General features: G+C 40.4%; 26 protein-coding genes. 1 reads left to right on the forward strand and 25 read right to left on the reverse strand.

Going from position 1 to position 26,222, the window contains the following annotated elements; translation table 11 throughout:
- Positions 1 to 527 precede the first annotated feature (527 nt).
- The 10 genes from asnS to GN217_RS06485 form a co-directional block, all read right to left on the reverse strand.
- Complete coding sequence (asnS, locus tag GN217_RS06440) at positions 528 to 1,820, reverse strand: asparagine--tRNA ligase (RefSeq protein WP_156855861.1); 1,293 nt, start codon at positions 1,818 to 1,820, stop codon at positions 528 to 530.
- A gap of 24 nt (positions 1,821 to 1,844) precedes the next feature.
- Complete coding sequence (locus GN217_RS06445; protein WP_156855862.1) at positions 1,845 to 3,023, reverse strand: pyridoxal phosphate-dependent aminotransferase; 1,179 nt, start codon at positions 3,021 to 3,023, stop codon at positions 1,845 to 1,847.
- A gap of 13 nt (positions 3,024 to 3,036) precedes the next feature.
- The gene (locus tag GN217_RS06450) at positions 3,037 to 3,552 is read right to left on the reverse strand and encodes a cell wall elongation regulator TseB-like domain-containing protein (protein ID WP_156855863.1); all 516 of its coding nucleotides are present in this window, start codon (positions 3,550 to 3,552) and stop codon (positions 3,037 to 3,039) included.
- 212 nt (positions 3,553 to 3,764) lie between these two features.
- Positions 3,765 to 6,572 (reverse strand): ATP-dependent DNA helicase DinG, encoded by a 2,808-nt coding sequence (dinG, locus tag GN217_RS06455; protein ID WP_232334354.1) that lies wholly within the window; start codon positions 6,570 to 6,572, stop codon positions 3,765 to 3,767.
- A gap of 98 nt (positions 6,573 to 6,670) precedes the next feature.
- Positions 6,671 to 7,660, reverse strand: a complete 990-nt coding sequence (locus GN217_RS06460) for a biotin--[acetyl-CoA-carboxylase] ligase (protein ID WP_370459735.1) — start codon at positions 7,658 to 7,660, stop codon at positions 6,671 to 6,673.
- Positions 7,627 to 8,826 carry a CCA tRNA nucleotidyltransferase gene (locus GN217_RS06465; RefSeq protein ID WP_156855866.1) on the reverse strand — a complete coding sequence of 400 codons (1,200 nt, stop codon included), beginning with the start codon at positions 8,824 to 8,826 and terminating at the stop codon, positions 7,627 to 7,629. The genes GN217_RS06460 and GN217_RS06465 overlap by 34 nt, the downstream gene beginning before the upstream one ends.
- Before the next feature lie 18 nt (positions 8,827 to 8,844).
- Positions 8,845 to 9,963, reverse strand: coding sequence for an N-acetyl-alpha-D-glucosaminyl L-malate synthase BshA (gene bshA, locus GN217_RS06470; RefSeq protein ID WP_156855867.1), 1,119 nt, complete (start codon positions 9,961 to 9,963; stop codon positions 8,845 to 8,847).
- A 3-nt stretch (positions 9,964 to 9,966) separates the two neighbouring features.
- Entirely contained in the window at positions 9,967 to 10,377 is a 411-nt protein-coding gene (gene mgsA, locus GN217_RS06475) for a methylglyoxal synthase (protein WP_156855974.1), read from the reverse strand.
- Positions 10,378 to 10,398: 21 nt separating this feature from the next.
- Positions 10,399 to 11,193, reverse strand: a complete 795-nt coding sequence (gene dapB, locus GN217_RS06480; protein ID WP_156855868.1) for a 4-hydroxy-tetrahydrodipicolinate reductase — start codon at positions 11,191 to 11,193, stop codon at positions 10,399 to 10,401.
- Between the two features lie 22 nt (positions 11,194 to 11,215).
- A complete protein-coding gene (locus GN217_RS06485) occupies positions 11,216 to 11,542 on the reverse strand; it encodes a nucleotide pyrophosphohydrolase (RefSeq protein ID WP_156855869.1) in 327 nt (108 codons plus the stop codon).
- Positions 11,543 to 11,704: 162 nt separating this feature from the next.
- Here GN217_RS06485 and GN217_RS06490 point away from each other — a divergent pair, with 162 nt between their 5' ends.
- Complete coding sequence (locus tag GN217_RS06490) at positions 11,705 to 12,571, forward strand: YitT family protein (protein ID WP_156855870.1); 867 nt, start codon at positions 11,705 to 11,707, stop codon at positions 12,569 to 12,571.
- Positions 12,572 to 12,731: 160 nt separating this feature from the next.
- On the opposite strand, the gene GN217_RS06495 is transcribed toward GN217_RS06490, so the two are convergent.
- From GN217_RS06495 to aroC, 15 genes are all read right to left on the reverse strand, one after another.
- Entirely contained in the window at positions 12,732 to 13,406 is a 675-nt protein-coding gene (locus tag GN217_RS06495; protein WP_156855871.1) for a zinc metallopeptidase, read from the reverse strand.
- A gap of 35 nt (positions 13,407 to 13,441) precedes the next feature.
- The gene (locus GN217_RS19390) at positions 13,442 to 13,717 is read right to left on the reverse strand and encodes a sporulation protein YpjB (RefSeq protein ID WP_156855872.1); all 276 of its coding nucleotides are present in this window, start codon (positions 13,715 to 13,717) and stop codon (positions 13,442 to 13,444) included.
- A 53-nt stretch (positions 13,718 to 13,770) separates the two neighbouring features.
- On the reverse strand, positions 13,771 to 14,349 hold the full coding sequence (lhaT, locus tag GN217_RS06505; protein ID WP_156855975.1) for a lipoprotein heptaprenylglyceryl N-acetyltransferase LhaT: 579 nt from the start codon (positions 14,347 to 14,349) through the stop codon (positions 13,771 to 13,773).
- Positions 14,350 to 15,040: 691 nt separating this feature from the next.
- Complete coding sequence (locus GN217_RS06510) at positions 15,041 to 15,838, reverse strand: menaquinol-cytochrome c reductase cytochrome b/c subunit (RefSeq protein ID WP_156855873.1); 798 nt, start codon at positions 15,836 to 15,838, stop codon at positions 15,041 to 15,043.
- Between the two features lie 18 nt (positions 15,839 to 15,856).
- A complete protein-coding gene (gene qcrB, locus GN217_RS06515) occupies positions 15,857 to 16,531 on the reverse strand; it encodes a menaquinol-cytochrome c reductase cytochrome b subunit (protein WP_156855874.1) in 675 nt (224 codons plus the stop codon).
- A gap of 6 nt (positions 16,532 to 16,537) precedes the next feature.
- Entirely contained in the window at positions 16,538 to 17,053 is a 516-nt protein-coding gene (locus tag GN217_RS06520) for a QcrA and Rieske domain-containing protein (protein WP_156855875.1), read from the reverse strand.
- A 201-nt stretch (positions 17,054 to 17,254) separates the two neighbouring features.
- Positions 17,255 to 17,713 carry a YpiF family protein gene (locus GN217_RS06525; RefSeq protein WP_156855876.1) on the reverse strand — a complete coding sequence of 153 codons (459 nt, stop codon included), beginning with the start codon at positions 17,711 to 17,713 and terminating at the stop codon, positions 17,255 to 17,257.
- A gap of 84 nt (positions 17,714 to 17,797) precedes the next feature.
- Complete coding sequence (locus GN217_RS06530; protein WP_156855877.1) at positions 17,798 to 18,367, reverse strand: ReoY family proteolytic degradation factor; 570 nt, start codon at positions 18,365 to 18,367, stop codon at positions 17,798 to 17,800.
- 30 nt (positions 18,368 to 18,397) lie between these two features.
- A complete protein-coding gene (locus tag GN217_RS06535) occupies positions 18,398 to 19,642 on the reverse strand; it encodes a tetratricopeptide repeat protein (RefSeq protein WP_156855878.1) in 1,245 nt (414 codons plus the stop codon).
- Positions 19,643 to 20,022: 380 nt separating this feature from the next.
- A complete protein-coding gene (gene aroA, locus GN217_RS06540) occupies positions 20,023 to 21,315 on the reverse strand; it encodes a 3-phosphoshikimate 1-carboxyvinyltransferase (protein WP_156855879.1) in 1,293 nt (430 codons plus the stop codon).
- 17 nt (positions 21,316 to 21,332) lie between these two features.
- On the reverse strand, positions 21,333 to 22,457 hold the full coding sequence (locus GN217_RS06545; RefSeq protein WP_232334358.1) for a prephenate dehydrogenase: 1,125 nt from the start codon (positions 22,455 to 22,457) through the stop codon (positions 21,333 to 21,335).
- Positions 22,441 to 23,535, reverse strand: a complete 1,095-nt coding sequence (hisC, locus tag GN217_RS06550) for a histidinol-phosphate transaminase (protein WP_156855880.1) — start codon at positions 23,533 to 23,535, stop codon at positions 22,441 to 22,443. Before hisC ends, GN217_RS06545 begins: the two co-directional genes overlap by 17 nt.
- Before the next feature lie 3 nt (positions 23,536 to 23,538).
- Complete coding sequence (gene aroH, locus GN217_RS06555; protein WP_156855881.1) at positions 23,539 to 23,916, reverse strand: chorismate mutase; 378 nt, start codon at positions 23,914 to 23,916, stop codon at positions 23,539 to 23,541.
- 1 nt (position 23,917) lies between these two features.
- Positions 23,918 to 24,985 carry a 3-dehydroquinate synthase gene (gene aroB / locus GN217_RS06560; RefSeq protein WP_156855882.1) on the reverse strand — a complete coding sequence of 356 codons (1,068 nt, stop codon included), beginning with the start codon at positions 24,983 to 24,985 and terminating at the stop codon, positions 23,918 to 23,920.
- Entirely contained in the window at positions 24,985 to 26,154 is a 1,170-nt protein-coding gene (aroC, locus tag GN217_RS06565) for a chorismate synthase (protein WP_156855883.1), read from the reverse strand. Before aroC ends, aroB begins: the two co-directional genes overlap by 1 nt.
- Between the last annotated feature and the right edge of the window lie 68 nt (positions 26,155 to 26,222).

Here is a 26,222-nt window from a genome sequence, read left to right on the forward strand (position 1 = left end):
CATATCTTCTTATTGCTTTCATACAGCGTAAGTGTCTTGCTCTTTCAGTTTTTTTTTTGCGTTCTGATTACCGTTCAGTTTCCCGGCGGACGGATGCTTTCCACGGGCACGGCCTCAGCCTCCTCGGAAGAAAACCGCTTCCTGCGGGGTCTTCGGACACGTGCTTTTCCCGTAGGAGTCACCGTCCGCCGGGCAACTGAACTAGTAGAGAACGTTATTATTAATGGAAACTATCGCATTGTAATGAGCTATTTATTTCTAAATGAAAAATAGTGTTCCAAATTAGGTTTACCCTCGGAGCAGTCCAGACACCTCGAGACTCCTGCAGGAGGAAAGGCATAGGTGAGACCCCACAGGGCGACAGCCCGAGGAGGCTCACCAGCCGCCTGCGGAAAGCGAGAGGTGTCTGGACTGCGAACCTCCAGGTAAGAGTTGCACTTACGCTGTATGAAATCAGTAGTTTAGGTTAAGTTAATCAATTATAAATCCCTTGCTTTAAGCTGCAAGGGATTTATAATCACATTTATTTATGGATGCAATCTATTCAACAGACGCGGGAATGGAATCGTTTCGCGAATATGTTCGACACCCGTAAGCCATGCTACAGTACGTTCAAGGCCGAGACCGAATCCAGAGTGTGGAATGCTTCCATATTTCCGCAGTTCCAAATACCACTCATAGGCTGGACCGGTTAGTCCGTGTTCCTCATAGCGCTGTTTCATCAAGTCGTAATCATGAATGCGTTCTGAGCCGCCAATCACTTCTCCGTATCCTTCTGGCGCGATTAAATCAGCACATAAAACTACATCATCCCGATCCGGATGCGGCTGCATATAAAATGCTTTAATGTCTTTCGGATAGTTCACGATAAAAACAGGGTTATCGAAGTTATCGGCAATTGCTGTTTCATGTGGGGCACCGAAGTCGTCTCCCCATTCAATATCATCGAATCCTTTTTCTTTCAGCAATTCAATAGCTTCATCATATGTGATTCTTGGGAATGGTGCTTGTATCTTCTCAAGTTTGGATATATCCCTCTCTAACACGTCTAACTCTAGTTTACAGTTCTTCAATACAGATTGAATAAGGAACATGACATAATTTTCTTGGATAACGAGGCTCTCTTCATGTTCGATAAATGCCATTTCTGGTTCAATCATCCAGAATTCAATCAAATGTCTTCGGGTTTTAGATTTTTCAGCACGGAATGTCGGTCCGAATGAGAATACCTTTCCTAGCGCCATCGCGGCTGCTTCCATATAAAGCTGTCCACTCTGGGATAAATAAGCTTCTTCATCAAAGTATTTCGTATGGAATAATTCAGTTGTCCCTTCAGCTGAAGATGCTGTCAGAATTGGTGGATCGACTTTAACAAATCCTTGATTATTGAAAAATTCATACGTTGCCCGAATGATTTCATTACGAACTTTCATGATTGCATGCTGCTTTTTCGAACGTAACCATAAATGGCGATGGTCCATTAGAAATTCGGTTCCATGCTCTTTCGGCGTAATTGGATAATCTTCTGCTTCATGGATCACTTCAAGATTTGTTACATGCATTTCATAACCGAAAGCAGAGCGTTTATCTTCCACAATTTTTCCTGTAATATAAATCGATGTTTCCTGTGTTAGATTTTTCGCTGTTTGGAAAACTTCTTCCTCTATATCATTTTTTGCGACAACTGCTTGCATAAAACCGGTTCCGTCACGTAATTGTAGGAAGGCAATCTTCCCGCTGGAACGTTTATTTGCAAGCCAAGCTCCTATTGTTACTTCTTTTTCATTATAATCAGGTGCTTGAGAAATCGTAATCTTCATCTTTATACCTCCATAAATCGATCTCTAATGAGTTTCGACAAAACGTTTAATCCGTTTTGCCGCTTCTTTTAAGTCATCCAATGATAAACAATAGGATAGTCTCACATTTTCTGGTACGCCAAATCCAGTACCTGGCACCATGGCGACTTTTTCTTCTTCTAATATAGCTGTTACCCATTCATTAACCGTGTCAAAGCCATTTTTCCGCACGGCTTCTGTTACATCCGGGAATAAATAGAATGCTCCTTTCGGTTTTTCACATTTGATGCCTGGAATTTCACTGATTAAGTTGTAAAAGACATCCAAGCGTTCCGCAAATATATCTCTCATTTTCCCGACTTCACTTTCGTCCATGGAAAGTGCTGCAACAGATGCGTACTGAGCAATAGAAACAGGGTTGGACGTCGAATGAGAGGAAACATTATTCATTGCTTGAATAAGCTCTTTCTCTCCAGCTGCATAACCAATTCTCCAGCCTGTCATTGCATATGTTTTTGAAACGCCATTAATAACTACCGTTTGTTTCTTTAGCTCTGGACTGATGGAAGCGATGGATACATGTTCTTCATCAGAATAAATAAGCTTTTCATAAATTTCGTCTGAAACGATAAGGATATTATGCTTGAGGCAAAATTCGCCAATCGCCTCAAGTTCTTCTTTTGAGTACATCATTCCCGTTGGGTTGCTCGGTGAATTGATAATAATTGCTTTTGTGTTGCTTGTAATAGCTTTTTCCAATTCTTCTAGTTGAACCTTGAAATCATGTTCTGCCTTCGTAGGAATGAATACAGGTACTCCCTCTGCAAGTTTCACTTGTTCTGGATAACTTACCCAAAAAGGTATAGGAATAAGTACTTCATCGCCTTTATTTAAAAGCACTTGGAACAGTGCATAAAGTGCATGCTTTGCTCCCATTGTGACAATGATTTCATCTTTTGCGAAGTTGAGCTGATGATCCCTCTCCATTTTCTTTTGGATTGCTTCAATTAGCTCGGAAATCCCACCAGTCGGTGTATATTTTGTAAGGCCTGCTTGCATTGCTTGAATAGCCGCTTCAATAATCGGTTCTGGTGTATTAAAATCTGGCTCTCCGGCTCCTAACCCAATGATATCATGACCTTGGCTTTTCAATTCGTTCGCTTTAGCAGTAATGGCCAGTGTCGATGAGGGAGTTATTGTTTTTACTCTGTTCGCTAATTCCATATGTTCTTTCCTCCTAATTGAACTGTCTTAAATAACGGATATCTTCATACTGGGATCCATCATAGATTGAGCGATAATCGAATACATATCGGTCAAACTCATCATAATAGACGAGTTCCCATAGTATTTCATCATCCAGCAAAGCCGGCGTTATTTTCACTAATTGACAAGCACTGCAGTCAGACTGCCACATATCGATCATGGAAGATGGTGACAGAACCTCGGTTGAATCGACTGTCGTCAATGTTTTCTCATTTCCTTCCAGTGGGTAAAAAATAATTTTACCCTTGCCTTCTTCATTTTTTCCGTAAACGACATGATAAGCAGCTTCCCCATTAAAGTTTTCGATTTTTGATATCTCCGTAATTCCTGTTTGATTTAACAATTCCCGTTTTGTATCTTCATGGCCTTTGGTGCGTTCGGAGTTTAAATCCATGTATAAAAAGATACCATAAATAAGCATAGAAATAAACAGAAGGAGAAAGATAATCATGCTAAAAATCAACCATTTTCGTCTTGTTTCAGCCATTTTTTCACACCTCTTCAGACAGGTTCACTAATTCTTCCCTGTGTTTATAAAAAATTGTTAGCCATAGAACAAATCCAGTGGCTTATACTAAGAGTAGTAACGGCTCTCGTGCCATTATTATTCCTCCCATAAAACTGGACGGGATCACGTTGCAAAATTTTTCTCCCCCATACCATTCGTTTGCTACTGTATTTATTACAGTAGCTTTTTTCTTAAAACCATGCCCTCGCTTGTTTAATTAAGGATTGGGTGGAGTCATTTAGTATTGGTACCTCTGGTATGGAGTCTGTGAAATATCTTCCATATCGTGCTGTCACAATTCTTGAGTCACAAATGAAAACAATCCCTCTATCGCTAGACGAACGGATAAGACGTCCAAATCCTTGTTTGAATTTAATAACAGCGTTTGGTAAAGATAATTCCATAAATGGATTTTTTCCCGCTTCCTTCAATTCCTGCGATTTTGCTTCATAAACCGGGTGTGCCGGTGGCTGGAAAGGAAGTCGGACAATCATCAGACAGGATAAATCCCCACCAGGAATATCAACACCCTCCCAGAAGGAGCTTGTACCGAGTAAGATCGAACGCTCAAAGCTTTGGAAATTCTTCTTCAATCTTGTTCTGCTTCCGCTCGTAACCCCTTGGCCAATAAGCATATATTTGTCATCTGTCATTATTTCTTTCAAGAGTTTATAGGACTTCCTTAACATATCATAAGAAGTAAACAGTACAAGCATTCTCCCTTCCGTCACTTCTGCCAGAGAAAGAATTGCTTCACTCGTCGCATAGATATAATCATCCATATTTCCATATTTAATATCCGGGAAATCATTTGGAATCAGCAATTGTACCTGGTCTTTAAATGAGAATGGTGAACGGATTTGTTTTGTAATCAGCCGCTCTTCCCGAAGACCTAGTCTTTTTTCAATAAAATTGAATGAATTCTTCATCGTCAGCGTAGCACTAGTTAAAATGACGCTGTCTTTCTTCGCGAATAATTCCTCGCCAAGCAACGTTGAGACGGTAGTCGGTTCACTATATAAATAAACGGCCTGTTGATACCCCTTCGTGTCCATTTCGAGCCATTGTACATGATTAATATGCTGATCCACTAAAAAGAGCAATTCCAAATGATCAATATGCTCTTGCAAATTCTCAATGACTTGAATAAGTTCCTGCCTGTCGTTCTTCACATAATCTTCCGTATCGTCAAGGCTCTTATCCATGAGGGATAGAAAATGAATGAGATCAAGGTAATAAAAAATAAGGCGATTCACCATTTCTGTTATGGTTTCCCAATTGGAAGAATTCACTTCCTCTTTACTGAATCGGAACTGGATTCTGCCAACATCACTTAATGATTTATCTTTTTTCCGTTGTTTCGTCACGTAAGCATGTAAATATTGGAAGAGATCATCAATTTCATTTTTCGTATTTGCAATTAATTCATCCCATTTATCGACCGAAAAGTTATCCTCTATATTATCGTATTTGCCAATTATATAATTGAAAAATTTCGTATCCTCCGAACGGCCAATTTGATTTAACATATAATGCATCGTTATATTGTCCAGCTTTAATCCGTAATGATAGGCTGCAGTATCTTCCAAATGATGGGCTTCATCGATAATCAATTTGTCGTAATCAGGAAGAAATTGATAATCGTTAAACATATCCGTACATAACAGGGCATGATTCGTTATAATTAAATCAGCTCGTTGGGCTCTTCGTCTTGCGCGAGTATAAAACGAATACCGGAACCAAGGAGATGTGACATCGAGCTTCCTTTCCGCATCCGCTGAAACCCTTTGGAAAAATGTATAGCCACTCGTTGGGATTTGAATTTCATCAATATCACCAGTCAAGGTTTCCGTAAGCCAGACGAGTAAGATTGCCTTCGTTAGCGTAATATCATAATTGTCGCGTTCCGGATGGGTTAGTTCATAGGCAAAGCGTTCCAAGCTTAAATAATGGTTTCTACCTTTTAACAGTGCTGCTTCAAATGGAAAATCCACAGTTTTGTGTACTAAAGGAATCTCTTCGTCAAGGAGCTGGGTCTGTAATTGTGTAGTATGTGTGCTAATGATGATGCGTTTGTTTTGTTTCACGGCCTCATATACAGCTGGAAGCAAATAAGCAAGGGATTTACCTGTACCGGTTTCCGCTTCAATTAATGCATGTTCTCCACTACAGAAAGCATCATACACCGTTTCGGACATTTCTCGCTGACCACTTCTCTTCTCATACTTTTCAAATTGTTTTTCCAGTGTACCGTTATCCTCATAAATATGATCTAGATAGTCTCCAAAAGAAGTTGTTAATATCGTTTCTTCTTGGGTCATCTTCTCTGTCATTTTAAATGCGAGTCCATTATATGTAGTAAACTTCGCTTCATTGGCAAATTCAAAACTATTCTGCTCCATCGCTTCATCCAGTAAAACAGCAAGGTTTGATTTAAACATTGGTTCCAATTTCGCCAGATTAGCGAGCGTTTCATACGGAAGACTAAACAATTTCTCTTTTAATTTCAAGAACAACCTAGCCGTGACATAAGCATCAGATAACGCCCGGTGCGGGTCATCGTGATATATATCAAGATAATCCGTAATCTGCGATAATTTATAGCTTGGTGCTTTCGGATAAAGAATCCGAGATAATTCGACCGTGTCAATAACAGGATTCCTTAAGGGTTTCCTCCCACTGTTCACTAATTCAGTATTTAAAAAACCCATGTCAAAAGGAACGTTATGGGCAATTAGATAACTATCCTCAAATAACTCCATTATTTTGTCCGCTTTTTCGTTAAAGTACGGTGCGTCTTTAACATCATCATTTGTTATATTCGTCAGATTGGTTATAAATGGAGGAATTTGTTTGTTTGGATTTAAAAAGGTATCTCTTTTATCGATAATTTCATCATTTTTAATGATTACCATACCGATTTCGATGATTTTATCGTCATTATCAGGCGAATGCCCGGTTGTTTCTAAGTCAATCACAACAAATTTATTCAATTCCACACCTCCGTCCTCTCTATTATATACGTCAATTCGTCCAAAAGAAAACTCTTATCCCATTATTGATAAGAGTCTCTTCCCCCGCCTATCTCTTTAACTTGTTATTCAAACCACTGGATTTCACCAGAATATATTTTTTCTTCTTTCCCATTATCATGTAAAACAAGGAGGGCACCGTCTTCTGCAATTCCGTGGAAAATCGCTTTTTTCTCTTCTTTTAGGTTTTTAATTTTAATTTTTTCACCTATTTTAAAACCATAGCTTTCCCATTTTTTCTTCACATCGGAAAAGCCATGGGCTAAATATGCATCAAATGCCGCTTCAAATTTTTGTAAAAACTGTTGAATCAGTTCTTGAATAGACCAATGTTTCCCTGTTTCCAAATAAAGGGAGGTCGCTTTAGATGCAAGCATTCCAGGTATATCATCACTTGTATGGTTGATATTTAGACCGATACCGACCACTATATATTGAATCTGGTCCTGTTCTGCTTGCATCTCTGTTAAAATTCCAGCCGTCTTCTTCTTATTAATCAAAAGGTCATTTGGCCATTTAATCATCGGCTCTACACCTGTATAGTCTTTTAACACGTCAGCCAACACAGTTGCTGTAAGCAATGTTAGCTGGGGAGCCTCTTGCGGAAGGATTTTAGGGCGAAGCAAGATGCTTAGCCACATCCCTTTATTCCCTGCAGAATGCCATTCTCGGTTCATTCTCCCCCTGCCCGCCGTTTGTTCATCAAGAATAGCAACTGTTCCATGCTTCGCTCCATCTGCGGCAGATTGGTGGATTAATTGCTGGGTAGAAGCGGCGGAAGATTTATGGATGATCGTCTGACCAAGCCACTCTGTTTCCAGGCCCCATTTGATCGTATTATCACTGACTTTATCCGGATGTTTAAGGATACGATATCCTTTTCTTGGGACTCCTTCAATGACATAACCGTCTTTCTCCAATGCTTTCATATGTTTCCAGACACTATTACGGGATATTTGTAAAGCATCGGAAATATCCTGACCCGATATATAAGTCTCCTCATTCTCCGATAGGATATGAATTAATCTGTTTCTCGTTGAATCCACTCTAACCATTCCTTTATGTCACGATACTGATTATTTATTTTACCGGTAACTACAGCATCTTCCGTTTTTTCAAGCAAATGTTTCACCCATACTCCTGGTTTTTTGTCAGGAAAAAGAGCTAAAAGATCATTTCCATTGATGGCTAAGTCTTCCCTTGATTGAATTGGTAACCTTTGCTTCAATTGAATTAATTGTGCCAGAGATGGTTTAACATCTAATAACAAGTCGGCTAAGCGGATAAAGGGTTCAAACCGCTCGTCGTTAAGCTGATATATTCCAATCGCATCCAAGCCTCTTTGCTTGTAACGTTCGATATCGTCAATTAAATCACTTGCAAGCCGCTTCGTCCTGTTGGAACACTTCCATTCCTTTGCCCACTCATTGATGGCTATTTCAGGCTGATGATAGTGAAAGAAAGCAATAACTTCTGCAAAACTTAAGAGAGGCTTCATGTTTTGTGGAATTGCCTCGATTAAAGTCGGATGTTCTTTAAAAACCGGTAAAACAGTCTGAACAGCTGATTTCTTTAAATAATTTATCCCGACTGACACATATTTTCCTGCAAAAAAACGTGCCATTTCATTTGTAATTCTCTCCACTGAAATATCGAGTACTGCTGATTTACAAGCTACCATTGCTGCAAATGTTTCTTCTTCAATTTGAAAGCCGAGCACACTGGAAAAACGGAGGGCGCGTATAATCCGCAGTGCGTCTTCCCCGAATCGTTTTTCCCCATTGCCGACAGTCCGAATCATTCGCTGCTTTAAATCTCTTCTACCGGAAAATAAATCCGTAATATGACCTGTTTTATCCATCGCAAGGGCATTGATTGTAAAATCACGCCGTTCTAGGTCTTTTTCAATGTTACGGATGAATTCAACGTGATCTGGACGCCTACCATCCGAATAACTGCCTTCTGTACGGAATGTAGTCAATTCATAGGATTCTTTCTCATGTCTCACGATGACAGTTCCGTGTTCAATCCCAACAGGTATGACACTTGGAAATATCGCTTGAACAATATCAGGGGTGGCAGATGTCGTAATATCGATGTCTTTGATCGGCCGACCGAGCAAATAATCCCGCACACAACCACCAACAAAATATGCTTCATAACCTTCTGCTTCAAGCTTTTCTAAAATCGGCTTTGCCCGTTGAAAATATTTCGTTAACATGCCTTCACCAAATTTCTTTTACTCCAGTAGCTTTTTATATAACTTAATATATTGCTCGACAATGATGTTAGACTGAAATTTCTGCTTTACAACTTCGAGGACCCGTTCCCGGAGCGCTTGCTGATATGCCGAATCTGTAAGGATTTCGAGCGCATAAGCTGCTGCTTGCTTTGTGTCGCCCTGCTCTACAAGATAACCGGTTTCTCCATGTGTGATCACTTCAGGAATACCACCAATATTCGTTCCGATGCCAGGAACCCCGCAAGCCATTGCTTCTAATAAAACAAGTCCGAAGCTTTCTTTTTCAGAAAGTAATAGCGTTAAATCACTGATTGCAAGCAGTTCATTAATATTATTCTGTTTCCCTAAGAACAACACATCAGAATCTAATTCCAATTCCCTAACTAGCTGCTTTGTTGCTGAATATTCCGGTCCGTCACCTACGAGCAGCAATTTGCTAGGTATCTCCTGGTGAATTCGATGAAACGTGTCTATAACGTCTGGTAGCCGCTTCACTTTCCGGAAATTAGAAATATGAATGATTACTTTTTCTTCATCTTTTATCTCGAACTGTTCCTTCAAATATGGTACTTGAAAAGGATGATATTCCGCTTCATTCACAAAATTATATATGACAGATATCGGATAATCCGTCTCAATCATTTCCATCGTCTGTTTGCGTAAACTGTTCGATACACTCGTTACCGCGTCAGACTGTTCAATACCATATTTTATCATTTTCTTAAATGCATCATCAATTCCAAGTACTGTAATATCTGTCCCGTGCAGAGTCGTGACAACCTTTACTTTATGTCCGGCCATATCCCGCGCAAGAATTGCACAAATCGCATGGGGTATCGCATAATGCACATGCAGGATGTCAAGCTGTTCCTGGTCGATTACTTCTGCCATTTTCGAAGCAAGTGATAAATCATAAGGCGGATATTGAAATACTGGATAATGATTTACTTCCACTTGATGATAAAAGATCTTCGGATGTACTTTATCTAATCGAAACGGAAGGCTTGATGTAATAAAATGGATTTCGTGGCCACGTTCTGCTAACAGTTTTCCTAACTCCGTCGCAATGACTCCAGATCCACCGACAGAAGGATAGCAAGTTATCCCAATTTTCATTTCTTATTTGTCTTCCTTTGCCCGAACAATTTCCCGCCATTTAAAATCTCCTCGTTCCAGGCCATGGATAAAGATTTCCGCTCCGGCAATATTTGTTGCAAGTGGGATTTGGTACACGTCACACAAGCGCATCAGGGCTGTTATGTCAGGTTCGTGCGGCTGAGCTGTTAATGGATCACGGAAGAATATTACCATATCCATTTCGTTATCGGCAATTAGTGCTCCTATTTGCTGGTCGCCACCGAGTGGTCCTGATTTAAATCTATGTATACTAAGTTTTGTAGCTTCTTTAATTAATTTACCAGTCGTTCCGGTAGCAAACAGTTCATGCTCTTTTAACACATGCTCATAAGCGATGGTGAAGCGTATCATATCTTCTTTCTTCTTATCATGGGCTATTAAGGCAATTTTCATCATAGCCTGACCTCTTTTCTATTATAAAATATTTTCTAATCCATAAACGAGTGTTTCTAACTCCATTACTTTATAAATGGAAGTTTTTATCCCGTCCATAAAGGAATCCCGGCTCATGGAATCATGTTTGATCGTGAATAGCTGACCTGGGCCACCGAAGATTACTTCCTGATGGGCAACAAGTCCAGGTAGTCTTACGCTATGAATATGCATGCCATCTAATTCGGCGCCACGCGCTCCCTCGAGTTCTTCCCTTTCATCAGGATGACCCTGGGCTTTCGTTGTCCTTGTTTTCTGAATCATCTCCGCCGTCTTAACCGCTGTTCCAGATGGTGCATCAACCTTTTGGTCATGGTGCATTTCGATAATTTCGACATCCGGGAAGTATTGTGCGGCCATCTGAGAGAACTTCATCATCAGCACAGCACCGATTGCAAAATTTGGTGCAATAATACAACCAGAGTTATATTCATTCGAAAGATCTTTTAGTTCCTTTATATTCTCCTTCGTGAATCCAGACGTACCAATTACAGCTCGGACACGGTGTTCAATCGCGAGTTTTGTGTGTTTATAACCAGGTTCAGGACTCGTAAGATCAATGAATACATCTGCATCTATCTGTTGAAAGCATTCCGCCAAGTCTTCATAGACTGGAACTTGCGCATCCGATTCCTCTGTAATCTCGTTTAAAAATTTCCCATCATTTTTACGATCAATTACAGCGACAAGGTTAAAATCAGGTACACGCTCAATCATCTTGATCGCTTCTTTCCCCATCTTACCACGTGGTCCCGCTACTATAATATTAATTGCCACTTCTGTTCCACCTCTCCTGTTGTTATTTCTTCGTCCATCTATCTTTATCCCGTGTTTCAAATTTCGACATGGAACGCTCGAAACTTTCGGATAAATCAATGTCAAGTGAATTTGCAAAGCTCGCGATTACAAACAAAACGTCCCCGAGTTCTTCTTCAACCGTTTTTTCTTTCTCTGTCGTCTTTTTCGGTTTCTCTCCGTAATAATGGTTCACTTCTCGGGCAAGTTCGCCGACTTCCTCTGTCAGCCTTGCAATCATTGCCAACGGAGAAAAATAGCCTTCTTTAAATTGGCCGATAAAATCATCGACCCGCTTTTGGATTTCTTGCGTCGTAAATTCTTTCTGCATTCGTTAACAATCTCCTTTTTCTCCGTGGTTGCCTACCTTTCATGTTAGCTAACCTTACGTAATTTGACAAATTTTTTCTTTGAAAAATCATGAATTTATTTTCTCCGGGCAAAATGATACTAACTTAGCATGGATATGCAAGTATTTTGGAGGTGTTCTAGTATGCTGCTTGGATTGCGGATGAAAAATATTTTCTTCATTTTAATCGGTGCCGCGATTTATTCTTTTGGGATCGTACATTTTAATATGCAAAATAATCTTGGTGAAGGCGGCTTCACTGGTATCACCTTGCTCCTTTATTTCATTTGGAAATTAAATCCGGCGATTACAAATATTTTATTAAATATCCCTGTATTCTTAATTGGTTGGAAACTATTAGGACGGAACACCTTCATCTATACAATAATCGGCACTTCCGCAGTATCCTTCTTTTTAGCTATCTTTCAATCCTATCAATTTGCAATCCCTTTGGAAAACGATATGACTTTAGTTGCCTTATTTGCAGGAGTATTCATCGGAGTTGGTTTAGGGATTATCTTTCGCTATGGGGGCACAACGGGAGGTGTAGATATTATTGCTCGGCTTGCCAATAAATATCTAGGGTGGAACATGGGAAATACGATGTTCTTATTCGACCTGATTGTTATTTCTTCCTCTATTCTGCTAATATTAGACCTCATCCAGGGTATGTACACATTAGTTGCAGTCTATATTGGGGCCCGCGTAATTGATGTTATTCAAGAAGGTGCATATCTTGCCAAAGGGGCGACAATTATTTCGAATCAAAGTGCAGAAATTGTCAAAGAAATTCAAAAAATGGACCGTGGTGTGACTATCTTTTTAGGCCGTGGTAGCTATACGGGAGAGAAGCTGGATATCCTTTACTGTGTCGTACCTCGAAACGAAATTGTTCGTCTGAAGAATACGATTCTAAGGGTTGATCCGTATGCTTTTGTTTCAATAAGTACAGTTCAAGATGTTCAAGGTGAAGGATTTACTCTCGATGAAAACAAGAGACCGGTACAATGATAAAGGCTTAAGCAGCCTTACAAGCTAAGTACTCGCAGAAGCTTTCTCAAGAAATAAATCATTTGGGTTCCGCCAGGCGTGGGTGTAGAGCTAACGTGGCTTGTGGTACAGCATACAATAAAAAAGAGATTGGCATACCGTTTACCAATCTCTCCTCTATCTAGTCTCGGTTGTTCAAAAATATTAAGATAAAACGTGCAAGCTCGAGTAAGGCGACAAGAGCTGCTGCAACATAAGTTAAAGCAGCGGCATCCAATACCTTCTTCGTTTCCCGTTCTTCATCATTCCGGATAATTCCAGTCGAGATAAGCTGTGTCATCGCCCGGTTGGAAGCATCAAACTCTACTGGCAGTGTAACAAGCTGGAAAAGGACAGCCGCCCCCATGAAGATAATTCCAAAAAAGAATAGCTCCATCATATTGAGGAAAATACCTGCAAGAATTAAAATGAAGGAAATGTTTGAACCGAAGTTAGCGACCGGAACGAGTGCGCTTCTAAAGCGCAAGAATGCATATTCTTCCTGGTCTTGAATGGCATGTCCAACTTCATGTGCCGCAATTGCGGAAGAAGCCATCGAACGGCCTCCGTAGATTCCCTCTGAAAGTCGGACAACCTTGGAGCGAGGATCATAGTGATCAGACAGTGTACCCTTTGTCCGTTCAATATTTACATGATACAATCCATTATCATCTAGAATCTTTCTTGCTACCTCAGCGCCTGTCATTTGGGAAGTTGTCGGTTTTTTCGAGTATTTATTGTAAGCTGACTTAACTTTACCTTGCGCCCATAACGGTATAATGAGGATAAGCGCTATATAAATTAAATAGCTACCCATTTATATCCCTCCAATCGTACTGATATAAGTCAATTTTAGTCAGGATCTCGATTCCAGTCAACTATTTTGTCGCCGCCCTTAGTTTTTCTTCCCCGCCTTATTTTTTCTCCTTTATATTTTCTCCAACTCACATAAGATAATGTAATCAGAATGAACCCACCAACAATCAATAATGCTGGTAAAAGCGGAATCAACTCCGCATTTGTGAAAAGCCATTGCGGAAAACTTATCCTTTCTATGTTCAGTAACGGATACGGAAACGCGGCAGTAACGATTGAATAAATTAAGATAATACCGGATGTCATTCCCATTTTAGTCACCTCACCTAATCCATTTATATGATGAGGGACTCCTATTTATCACCTTAGGATAACTTATTCTGCCTGCGGACCGTAAGCCAGTAAGCAAGGAATAAGCAAGCAATACTAAGCCAAAAGGTGAAATAACCAATTCTCTCCATGTACTGGGTTAATGAAGAATAAATAGGCATCATTCCAAATACGTAATCAATTACATCATTATGTAATGTCCATATCCCGGCAACAACAAGGTGTCTCATTTTTATTTTATAAAAAGGGGTATAGAGCACAGCTTGTATTGCCATCCCTGCATGGGAAAACATCAACATATAGCCCGCCGCACTTAAAGAGCCATCAATGATTAATGTAAGTAAGTTCATTACAACAGCCCAGGTACCGTATTTCACGAGCGTTACAAGCCCTAATGCTTCAATATAGGGGACGTTTCTGCCGAATAGGAAAAACAAAAGAAAAATCGTGAAAAATAAACTTGCTGTTGGGCTATCCGGAACAAATATCAGGAATATATCAGGTGTGATTTCTAGTTGCGGAAGGTACCAAATATACCCATAGATTGTGCCGAATAGGTTTACAATAAAAAGCATGAAAATAAATATTTTATTAGAAAGAATATACCTAATCATCCGGTGACCCGCTCCATTCCTTAAAATAAATATCATTCCCTCCATTTTCACCCGCATTTGCTTTCATTCAGCGTAAGTGCAACTTTCACCTGGAAGTCCGCAGTCCAGACACCTCTCGCTTTCCGCAGGCGGCTGGTGAGCCTCCTCGGGCTGCCGCCCTGCGGGGTCTAACCTATGCCTTTCCTCCTGCAGGAGTCTCGAGGTGTCTGGACTGCTCCGAGAAAAGGCCAAGTTTGGAGCACTACTTTTCATTTTAGTAAGAGGGTACCTATCATGCTGGGATATTTTCCATTAATAATAATCCTCTCTACCAGTTCAGTTGCCCGGTGGACGGTGACTCCTGCGGGAATAGCACGAGTCCGAAGACCCCGCAGGAAGTGAACTTCTTCCGAGGCAGACTAAGATCGCCACGTCCTGTGGCAACGTCTGCATTAGCACGTCCTGTGCGTCGAGGCTTCGGCTGTGCCCGCGGAAAGCATCCGTCCACCGGGCAACTGAACGGCGATTAGAACGCCATAATTAGTGAACGAACCAGATACTTACGCTGAATGAAAGCGAGTAGTTGTTTTTGGGTTGTGAAGGTTGAGTAATTTAACTATAAGCCTTCGTGTTCCTCATTAGCAAGTATTAAATGCAACAAAAAGCACCTTTACCATTTCGATGGTAAAAGTGCTCTTCATGGTGAATAAAATTATTCTTCTTCGATCGATTCGTTTACGGATAAAATAAATTCTACCAATTGTTCTAATTCTTCATCCGTACCAGTAAATTGATCTGGTGGCATTGCTCCAATTCCGTTCACCGAAATGTCAGCAATTTCTTCCGCAGTGTGGTCAAACTCAGGACCATACAATGCTGGAGCTGCCGTACCTTCTAATTCGGCACCGTGACACGCTAAACAGCTTGTTTCATATACAGCGTATCCCGGATGATCTGTGTCAATCTCAACATCAATATCATCTGACGGTGGAACAGGTTTGTTCGCTTCTGCACGACTTTCCCAGTCAACTGCAGCTGCTGAAGTATAAGTCAACCAAATAACTGACGCTAAACCAAGTAACATCATTCCGACAGCAATTGGACGTTGATGAGGTCTGCGTCCTGGACCGTTATCCAAGAATGGTGCTAGAAGTAATGCACCGAATGCTATACCTGGAATTCCAAGTATTCCTAGCAGGATAAAACTTTGGCTAGCATATTTATATTTCAATAGTTCATACAGAAACAGGAAATACCAGTCTGGCAAAGGAATATATGCAGCATCTGTTGGATCTGCCAACCCTTCAAGTGGTGAAGGATGTGCCAATGTTAAAATTAAAAATCCAATAAGGAATACTGCACCTGCCAACCATTCTTTTAATAAAAAGTTGGGCCAAAAAGCTTCTGTTCTGCCAGGGTACTCTGAATAGTCTTTCGGGATTCGCGAGACTGTCGGTCCTTGTTTGATCCGCGAGTCTCCAACGAATTTCATGCCTTTCCCTCTTTGCATGATGCTTTCCCCTCCTTTTTATAGTGGTCCGGATATACCTTGTCTTCTAATTAAGATAAAGTGTACAGCTAATAGTGCAAATAATGCAGCTGGCAAGAAGAATACATGAATGGCAAAGAATCTAGTTAGTGTTTGTGCACCTACAATGGAGGCGTCACCAGCTAATAGAATCTTTAATTGATCACCGATAAACGGAACTTGCTGCGCTATTTCAAGACCTACTTGTGTAGCGAAAAACGCTTTGTTGTCCCATGGTAGCAAGTAACCTGTGAATCCTAGTCCAAGCATGACGAAGAAGATCAGGACCCCAACCATCCAGTTAAGTTCACGAGGCTTCTTGTATGCACCTTGGAAAAACACACGTAAAGTATGTAATAAAAGCATCACAATTACCACACTGGCACCCCAGTGATGCATTCCTCGAACAATTTGACCATGAGCAACTTCAGTTTGCAAGTAATAAACGGATCGCCACGCATTTTCAATATCCGGTACGTAATACATTGTTAAAAACATACCAGACAAAATTTGAATAACGACTACGAAGAATGTCAATCCTCCAAAACAGTAGACGAATGCTGAGAAGTGGTGGGCAGGGTTAACATGCTCAGGAACTTCGTGATCAGCGATGTCACGCCATATTGGTTGAAGGTCGATGCGTTCGTCGATCCAATCGTATATTTTCTGTAGCATCTTTAATTAAGCCTCCCTGTGTGGTTTTGGATCTCCTAAGAATAGCATTCCATCCTTAATTTCCATTTCATATTCATCTAACGGCGCTAAAGGTGGTGTACCTGGTACGTTAACTCCATCCTTATAGTAGCGTCCATCATGACATGGGCAATAGAATTCGTCCGGATACTGATCGCTTCCTTCCCAAGAAACAACACATCCTAAGTGTTTACATATTGGGGAAAAGGCTATAATTTCATCACTGTCATTTCTATAAACCCACGCAGAGCGGTTTACTTGTGATTCGTACCAGCCGTCTACTTGGTCTATGCTCCAGTCAATACGTTGTGGTTCTGATGTAATATCATCAACAGACAGTCCGACGTTAGCCAAATCTCCAGCACCTGTTGATTTGAGTACAGGGTCAATTGCCATTCTTACTGGAGAAATGAGCAGACCAGCTGCCATAAATCCACCTACTCCCATTAGTGTGTAGTTCAAAAATTGTCTACGGGATACTTGTTGCTTTTTTTCTTCACTCATGATTTTCCCCCCTCTATTCTTCATTAGTTACGGACATTTTAAAAATTAATTTAGATTACTAGGACAATACCATGATAGCGCAATCTTGTACTTGGGTCAATATATAAACTAGACTCAGGCAGATAATATTCCTACTTAACAACATTTTTCAAAAAACTAAACGAAAAAGACGAAGTAGAACAAAATATAAAACCGTTATACTTACCAATAGGAACGGATAATTTCTGATAACTGGGAAATCTGATCCCGGATCACACTTTGCATTTCATTTGAATGGATATCTCCTGTTTGAATCCCCGGTAACCATAATAGATCACCTGCTAATTCTTTTTCATGTTTCCTCCAGGAAGGATCAAACGTCAGTAAAATGGTATGGTTGAATGGTTGCTTCTCCGTTTCACTTATCCACTGATTCAATCGCTCTACCTCAATTGCTTTTTCTGCATCTTTCAAATAGAAATAACTCGGAATAAGTAACACTCTACCACTTAGCTCTTGCTCGATTTCATTAGCGAATATCGTCATTATTTCCTGTTGAAAAGCATCTTTCCCTATGTCCTCATCATTTGTCAGCTGGAAAGGAATTAACGGCATCAGAATGGTGTCAATATATTCTTTTGCTTGTACATACTTTTCCAGATCGTCTTTTCTCCACTTCATTGCAAACATTCAGCCTCTCTATATTATCAATTTTCATATACACCCAAGTTTACCCTAAGTAATGAAAAAGAATCAACCCATTCGTTAAGAAGTTGGTTGATTCTTTAGGTTTTCCTCGGTTTTCTTTAGTTCGTCGGAAAGTCTGATAAACTTATCATAATCTCTTTCATCAAGCGACTCATCAATTTGTTCTATTAAGCTTTTTCTTATTTGCGCTTGAAGTGTATAATTCATCAGCCGTTCCGCTTCCCGCTTGTCCTCATCCGTAATAAAATCGTCATCCGATAAGAACGGATTTTCTTCAAGGATGAGCGCATATTGCGGGTTCTGCCTCCATTGATGAAAGTTCAATTGGACATAAAGAGCTTCGTCATCGTTTAACCGAATATCGTGAAATGCTTTCTCCGGATCAGACGTAATTAATTTGTTACGGTGGAAACGAAAAGCTACTCCATTTGAACATTTGGTTGAGATAATAATACTGCGCGGGCAAGCCTTCGCATGGCGAACAAAATGCAGATTACGGAGTAATTTATTATGACTCGCCAAATAAGATAAAATCCAGTTGCTTTCCCGAGCTTTCATTTCATACTGGTTCAGGAACCAATAAATAAACGCTTTCTTCTCATGCGGATGAATGACAGCGTTAGTCATATTAATCCTCCTCAGGTAGTCTTGGTGCATTCATAATCGAGATAAGAATTCTTCAATCGTGTAATCATCAGGAACAAACTGTAAATACCTTTGAAACACGGCTATTGCTTCAGGTGTCTGACCTTCTTCGATCAGGAAGTAACCATATTCCTTCAGAAAGTCTGTATCATCACTTAAATTCAAATACGCATCCTGATAAGCTTGAAGAGCTTCCTTATATTGCTCCTCCTCATTATAGGCTCTTGCCAATTCCCAGTCATATAAAGGCTCAAGAGATCCAATTGACTTCACGCTCGAGAGCAAGTCGATAATATCCGCATGCCTGTCCCGCTCTTTTAAGAATTCCAAGAAAAAGAGAATAGCTTCTTTATAATCCGGATCAATCGCAATTGCTTCCCTTATATATTCCTCACTAGCCGAATCATTATTCAATTGACGCGCAATCATCCCAGCAAGGAAATATAAATGTTTATTAAATGTATCTTGCTTTAGCCCTTTTTCTACAATATCAAATGCTTCTTGCAACATACCTTCATCTTGTAAAGCTTTTGCTAGATTTTCATAAACAGAATGATAATAAGGATCTAATTCTACTACGCGCTTCCAAGCTGTTATTGCTATATCATTTCTACCGGCCTGGCTAGCGGTGACACCGTATTTAAAATATTTATCCGGGGTTTTATCTTGTCCATTTTTGAAATATTCAAGTGCCTTTTCATATTCACCAATCCCCGCATAGGATTCTGCAAGGCGGTCTAATATAGAAACATCCGCAAACATTTCATGTTCCTTGGCAACTTTTTCATAATATGTCACGGCTTTTTTATATGTGCCGGTTGAAAAAGAAAGTTCTCCAAGTGCAAAATCAATTATAACTTCGTTGGGTAACTTTTGTTTGGCAGTAAGCAACTTCTGTTCCGCAACTTCAAATAGACCTTGGACCTGGTATAAGTCAGCTAGCTGGATTAATACTTGAATGTATGCTGGGTCCTCCTCTGATATTTCTGCTAAAAGAGCGATTGCCTGTTCATCATCTTCTTTTTCAATTGCAATATCAGCGAGGGTTAGAATCAGATCGTTTTCATCAGGGTATTTCTTCAAGAGTTCTGAAAGAATAAGTTCTGCTTCATCCAAGAATCCCCATTGTAAATACAATTCAGCGATTGTATATTTTTCATCATCATTTGCTTTTGGGGTATATTCTTCCAATAAGCGCAATGCTTGTTCTATTTTATTTTGTTCGACTAATTCTACTGCTTTTAAGATGGTATCCATTTCCCCATCCTTTCTTTAATCATGCTTACTGTAATAATATCGAAAACACCCTTCATATTCAATCAAATCACATTCGCCTGCAAGGTTGTTACTTCACTTCGGCTCCGCAGATCCCATACTCTTTGGGCTTCCCTTATGTTTAGAGGTGGGAGTATTACAGACCGTTAATGCGTGATAAAGTGAAACTTCATTCAGTGGGGGATTCCTTACCCCCCACTTAATGTTAGTTGAACAGAATCAGGTATTTACGGACTGTATATCCCCCACCTTCACATTGGTTTACCCTCTTGTATAGAGGTGGGGGGGTATTACAGACCGTTAATACGTGATAAAAAGTAACCAAAGAAAGCATGATAATTTGACTTTCTTTGGTTAGATGGTTAGTTTGTTGTTATTCTTTTTAGGTCTTCAAAAAAGCTTGGATATGAGATGGCGACAGATGAGATGTCGTCAATAATGATGTCTTCTTTTGTAAAGAAAGAAGCGATAGCACCCATCATTGCCATGCGGTGATCATTATATGCTGATATATTTCCGCCTGCCAATTCCTGGCTTCCCTCAATAATCATTCCATCTTTTGTTGCCGTAATAGACGCTCCAAGTGTTGTTAGAACTTCGACTACGGCCGCAATCCGATCTGTTTCTTTCACCCGGAGTTCTTCAGCGTCTTTAATAACCGTTTTACCTTCTGCTTGAGTCGCAAGTAAGGCAATAATCGGAATTTCATCTATTAATCGAGGAATGATATCACCGGATATTTCTATTCCTTTTAAGCTCGAGCTGCTAATTTTAATATCACCAAGCAGTTCTCCGCCAATTCTTTCTTCATTACGAATCTCAATTTGTGCTCCCATTTGCATCAATACGTCAATAATTCCTGTCCGGGTAGGGTTTAGCCCAACCTTTTTTATAACAAGCGTACTATTTGGTTTAGCAGCCGCGGCGGCTAGGAAAAATGCTGCGGATGAGATATCACCCGGAACATAAATGTAGGCAGGCTTTAACGCTTGTTTCCCATCCATTCGAATAGTGTTTCCATCAACGTCAAGCTTTACCCCAAATGCTTCGAGCATCGTTTCGGTATGATCTCTTGTTTTAGCTTTTTCCGTTATAACCGTTTCACCGTTAGCAAAAAGACCTGCAAGTAATAATGCAGATTTAACTTGGGCACTTTTCACCGGTAAAGTGTATTGAATTGCTTGCAATTCCTTCCCGCTAATTGCCAAGGGTAATAGCTTGCCACCACTCCGTCCGAAAATAGTGGCATTCATATCTGAAAGAGGCAGTATGACCCGGTCCATCGGTCGTTCCGATAGGGAAGCATCCCCATAAATTGTTGTAAAAAGTGGTAAGCCGGATAATAATCCGATCATAAGACGGGCAGTTGTCCCTGAATTACCAAAATAAAGAGGTTCTTTTGGTTCTATCAGACTATCTGCACCATCGCTTTTGATGACAACTGTTTCCCCCTGCTGCTCGATAGATACTCCCATTTTCTGAAAGATATCCACTGTTCGCAGGCAATCCTCCCCATCTAGGAAATGGTCAATTTTTGTCCGGCCTTTTGCCAATGAACCAAAAATTACCGCACGATGAGAAATAGACTTATCTCCAGGTACTTCGAGTTCACCTATAAGAGCAGAAGATTGAGGTGAAATTCTTTTCTCCCCCACCCAATCACATCCTTTTATCAGTTTTGAATCATTGTTTCGTAACCATTTAACTCTAATTGTTGTTTACTTAGCTTCTGCGCATCCTTTGTGTAAAAACTGACACGGAGCACTCCGGTAATTCCTTCACGGATTTCCAGGATTTCAATATTTTTAATACTAATATTATGTTCGGCAAGAATTTGAGCGACCGATGCTATTGCTCCAGTCTGATCTCGAATATCGACATAAACATCATAGAATGCAGGTATTGCTCCAGCTGTTTTCGTTGGAATGCCGTCGCGATACTTCTTCGCGTCCTCTAAATAGTCTATCATTGCCCGCTTTTCACTGTTGTCGATGAGTTCTTTCAATTGGATCATTTCTTCAATCCATTCTTGCAGCAAAACGGACATTTTTTTTCGGTTATGATAGAAGATGTCTTGCCACATCACTGGATTACTAGAAGCGATTCGCGTTATGTCGCGAAAACCTCCAGCCGCTAATTTTGGCAAAAAGGCATGGGTCTGTTGCCATTTTTTCGCCCGATGTACGAGTGACGAAGCGATTAAATGCGGGAAGTGGGAAATTACACCAGTCATTTCATCGTGTTCCTCTGGTTTTAAAACGACAAATTTACTTTTGGTTGGACTTAGTACATTTTTTAGTGTCGCAACCATTTCGTTTGTGCTCCGGATTGATGGTGCAAGCACATAGATAGCATTCTCAAAAAGGTGAGACTTGGCTGCCCCTATTCCCCGTTTATGGGAACCGGCCATCGGATGTCCGCCAATAAAAGCTATATTTTCATTTGTTAACTGTTCCGCAGCTTCGATAATCGCATGCTTCACTGAAGCCGTATCCGTCACAATCACTTTCCTTTCGAAAGGTATAGAATCAAGTCTTTTTATTAGCTCTATCGTTTCGGAAATTGGCGCCGCAAGGATAATAATATCAGCATCTTGAGCTGCCCGGGTAAAGTCGGTATATGCTTTATCGATAATCCCTTTCTCCAGTCCATATTGTAAGCTTTCTTCATTTAAATCATAGCCAAGAACGGTATGTTCTGGATTGATCTTGACCGCTTTCGCAAGTGACCCACCGATAAGTCCGATGCCTGCCACTAATATGTTTCTGTTTTCCATATTTTCACCTAATCTGCTCATCAAATTTCTGTAATAAGTGTTGAAGTTCCTGCATATCTTCCTTTGTACCAATTGTAATTCGGATTGAGTTCGGATACCCGAGCAACTCTCCCGGTCTTATAATAAAGCCATTTTCAATTAGATATTGAAAGACGTCTAAACCACTTGCAGGGGTGGAAACGAGAATAAAGTTTGTGTGGGACCGGTAATAATCCCAGTTCAATTCATCGAGAAACTGATAAAAACTTTCTTTTACTTCCAAGTTTTTAGCTGTTGTTTCACTAATAAATGCTTGATCTTCCAGTGCGACAGTTGCTGCTCTTTGAGCTACTGAGGTTGTATTGAAAGGACCACGGACGACGTTTAAATTATGGATTAATTCTGGATTACCGATTCCGTAACCGATACGTAAACCCGCTAATCCATACGCCTTCGAAAATGTCCGCAACGATATTAAATTGGGAAAAGATTTCGTATATGTAGTAGAATCAAGTAAATATTCATCCTCCACAAATTCTCGGTATGCCTCGTCTAAAACAACTAAAACATCTTCCGGACACTTTTTCATAAATTGGAGGAATTGGTCTTCTGTGTTCATGGTACCTGTCGGATTGTCGGGTGCGCAAATCCAGACGACTACAGTATCTACGTCGATCGCTTTAAGTATCGCTTCGAGATCATGTTTCCCGTCACTTGCAATGGGAACTTCCTTTACCGTACCCCCTTCAATAAATGTATTATGCTTATATTGTGGGAATGAATTGGCGGCCATAACGGTGTTGCTGCCTTCTTGCACGAATGCTCGGCAAATAATTTGAATAAGCTCCTCAGAACCACTCCCGAAAATTAATTGATCTTCTTCTACTGCTAATCTTTTACTAAGAGCAGTTCGAAGTTCTGCCGTATGCCCATCTGGATAAATATTTAATTCCGGTAAATGTTCCGATAAATCAGCTTTCACCTTGGAAGAATAACCGTAAACATTCTCATTGGAAGCGAGTTTTACAATTTTTTCCAAGCCATATTCTTCTTTAATCTCATGGGTTTGTTTTCCTTGCTGGTATGCAGTCAATTGACGTAATATCTGTTTCTGTTTCACTTTCTAATTTCCCCTCTTCTCAACTAATTCTGGTCGAAGCGTGATTGCTTCATTATGAAATATATGTCTGATCTCGGTCTGATTTCGGTCCGTATTTACTACCATCATAATCCGGATACAGGATTTCAAACTATTTCTCACATCGATTTCCGCCATACACATTACGGGAACATAGGTCCAACCAGAAAACTCTCTTAGTGCCCGTGCCGGAAAAGCAGCATCGATATCCTTAGTCGCAGAAATAAAAACATGGGAAACGTCTTCTGGTGCGACATCATTTGCTTCAATCATTTCCTGTAAGACACGTTTTGTATGATGGATGATTTCATCAGCTGTATTTTCCGTGACTGTAGTTGCCCCTCGTATTCCTCTTGAAACCATGTTACACCAGCCTCTCTCTAAATGTTTCTAAATGAACTTGTATTGCTTCATCAGACAACTCTTCTGTTTTTAATTTTCCGGGACGCTCTAAAAGCACCATTTTAATCCGTTGTTTCGTTGCCTTTTTATCTGCCTTCATATGATTGATGATTTTTTCCGCTTTAACAGTAAAACCTGTCAGTGGATAGTTGTTATCCACTAACCAATTCTTTAATTTATCAAACGGTAATTTACAGTTATATTCTCTTTCACTAACATGTATTGCAAATAATAACCCAATTGCGACCGCCTCGCCATGGGTGATATTTCCATATCCTAATTCAGCCTCAAGAGCGTGAGCAAGGGTGTGACCAAGGTTTAAATGACTTCGGATACCATGTTCCCGTTCATCAGCTTCTACGATCCCCTGTTTTACTTTAATTCCCGCCATTAAGTGCGTTTGTAGTCTCTCTTGGTCCAAGGAGGCAAGAGAAGCTGAAAGCATTTCCTCAAAAAGGTCTTCACTGGATATCAGAGCTTCTTTTATTAATTCCGCATAACCAGACCTCGTCTCTCGGTCAGATAAACTAGTTAATGTTTCCGTATCGTAATAAACACCGACCGGCGGATAAAATGCTCCGATTAAATTTTTACCAAGGGGGTGGTTGATCGCTACCTTGCCACCGACGCTACTATCATGGGCAAGGATTGTAGTTGGTACTTGAATATAATCGATCCCCCGCATAAACGTCGCTGCCACAAACCCCGCTAAATCGCCCACAACACCGCCACCTAAAGCGATAATTAAAGAGTTGCGGTCCAAACCGGTTTCGATTGCTTTTGTCTGGGCAGCATAATAGACATCGATATGCTTAGATTTCTCACCAGCTGGAATAATAAGCTGGGAGAAATCATAGGCTGATAATCCTTTTTTCACGTCATCTAAGTATAAATTTTCAATCGTTTCATCGGTAATGATAAGGATTTTGGAGTATGATTTAATTAAAAACTTATGTAACTTAAAACGGAGGCCTTCACCGACAAGAATGGAATAAGAACCGTTGCTATGCCGGACAGAAAGTTCCTGCATTAAAACCACCTGATTTCTTCACGGTACTTATCCAACGCTTCTTTAAGTTGTGGGAATTGATCATGCGGGAATTGATCGGTGATTGCCTTTGCAATTTCAAATGCGACAACATGCTCCATTACCACCGAAGCAGCAGGAACCGCACAAGGATCGGACCGTTCAATCGTTGCTGTAATCTCTTCCTTTGTATCAATATCCACACTCTGTAAAGGTTTTTTCATTAAAGTAGGGATTGGTTTCATTACTCCTCTGACTACGATTGGCATACCGGTAGACATTCCACCTTCAAAGCCACCTAAGCGATTGGATGTACGATGGTAACCAAGTTCTTCATTCCACGCGATTTCATCATGGTTTTCACTTCCGTATATTTTAGCCGCATCAAAGCCTATACCGAATTCTACGCCCTTAAAGGCATTAATACTAACAACACTGCCAGCAATCCGCGAATCCAGCTTACGGTCATAATGGACATAAGAGCCCACCCCTGCTGGAACACCTTCCACATACACTTCACAAACCCCGCCAAGTGTATCACCTTCGCTTTTAGCATGGTCAATTTTTGCCATCATTTCTTTTTCAGCAGCAGCGTCAAGTACCATAACCGGAGATTTCTGCGAGATTTCTTGTCTTTCTTTCATCGACAGGTTTTCTTGGTCTTCCGCCATGATACCTCCTATTTCCTTAACATATCCAGCGACTACTATCCCAAGCTCTTTCAGCAGCTTCTTCGCTACGGCCCCTGCCGCTACCCGGGCGGCCGTTTCCCTTGCAGAGGAACGTTCCAGGATATTCCGAATATCACGATGTCCATATTTTAAAGCTCCGTTTAAGTCAGCATGTCCTGGTCGAGGGCGTGTGACTACTCGGCGCAGCTTCGTATCTTCGGGAATTGGATCCTCTCCCATAATATCTGTCCAATGCTTATAATCATCATTATGGATAACGAGTGAGATTGGAGAACCTAGCGTATAGCCATGTCTGATTCCACCCATAATTTCAACGAGGTCTGTTTCAATCTGCATGCGCTTCCCTCGCCCATATCCTTGCTGTCTGCGTAGTAAGGAATGATTAATATCATCTTTTGTTATTGGAAGATTTGAAGGGATACCTTCAAGAATTGTAGTTAATTGTTTACCATGTGATTCTCCTGCAGTTAAATATCTCAATGTACGATTCTCCTTTTCCCCATTCAATTCAGTTTTTAAGGCCACTGATTAGATTTCTAATTACTATA

The organism is Oceanobacillus sp. AG, from assembly GCF_009746545.1.
GTDB lineage: Bacteria > Bacillota > Bacilli > Bacillales > Amphibacillaceae > Oceanobacillus > Oceanobacillus indicireducens.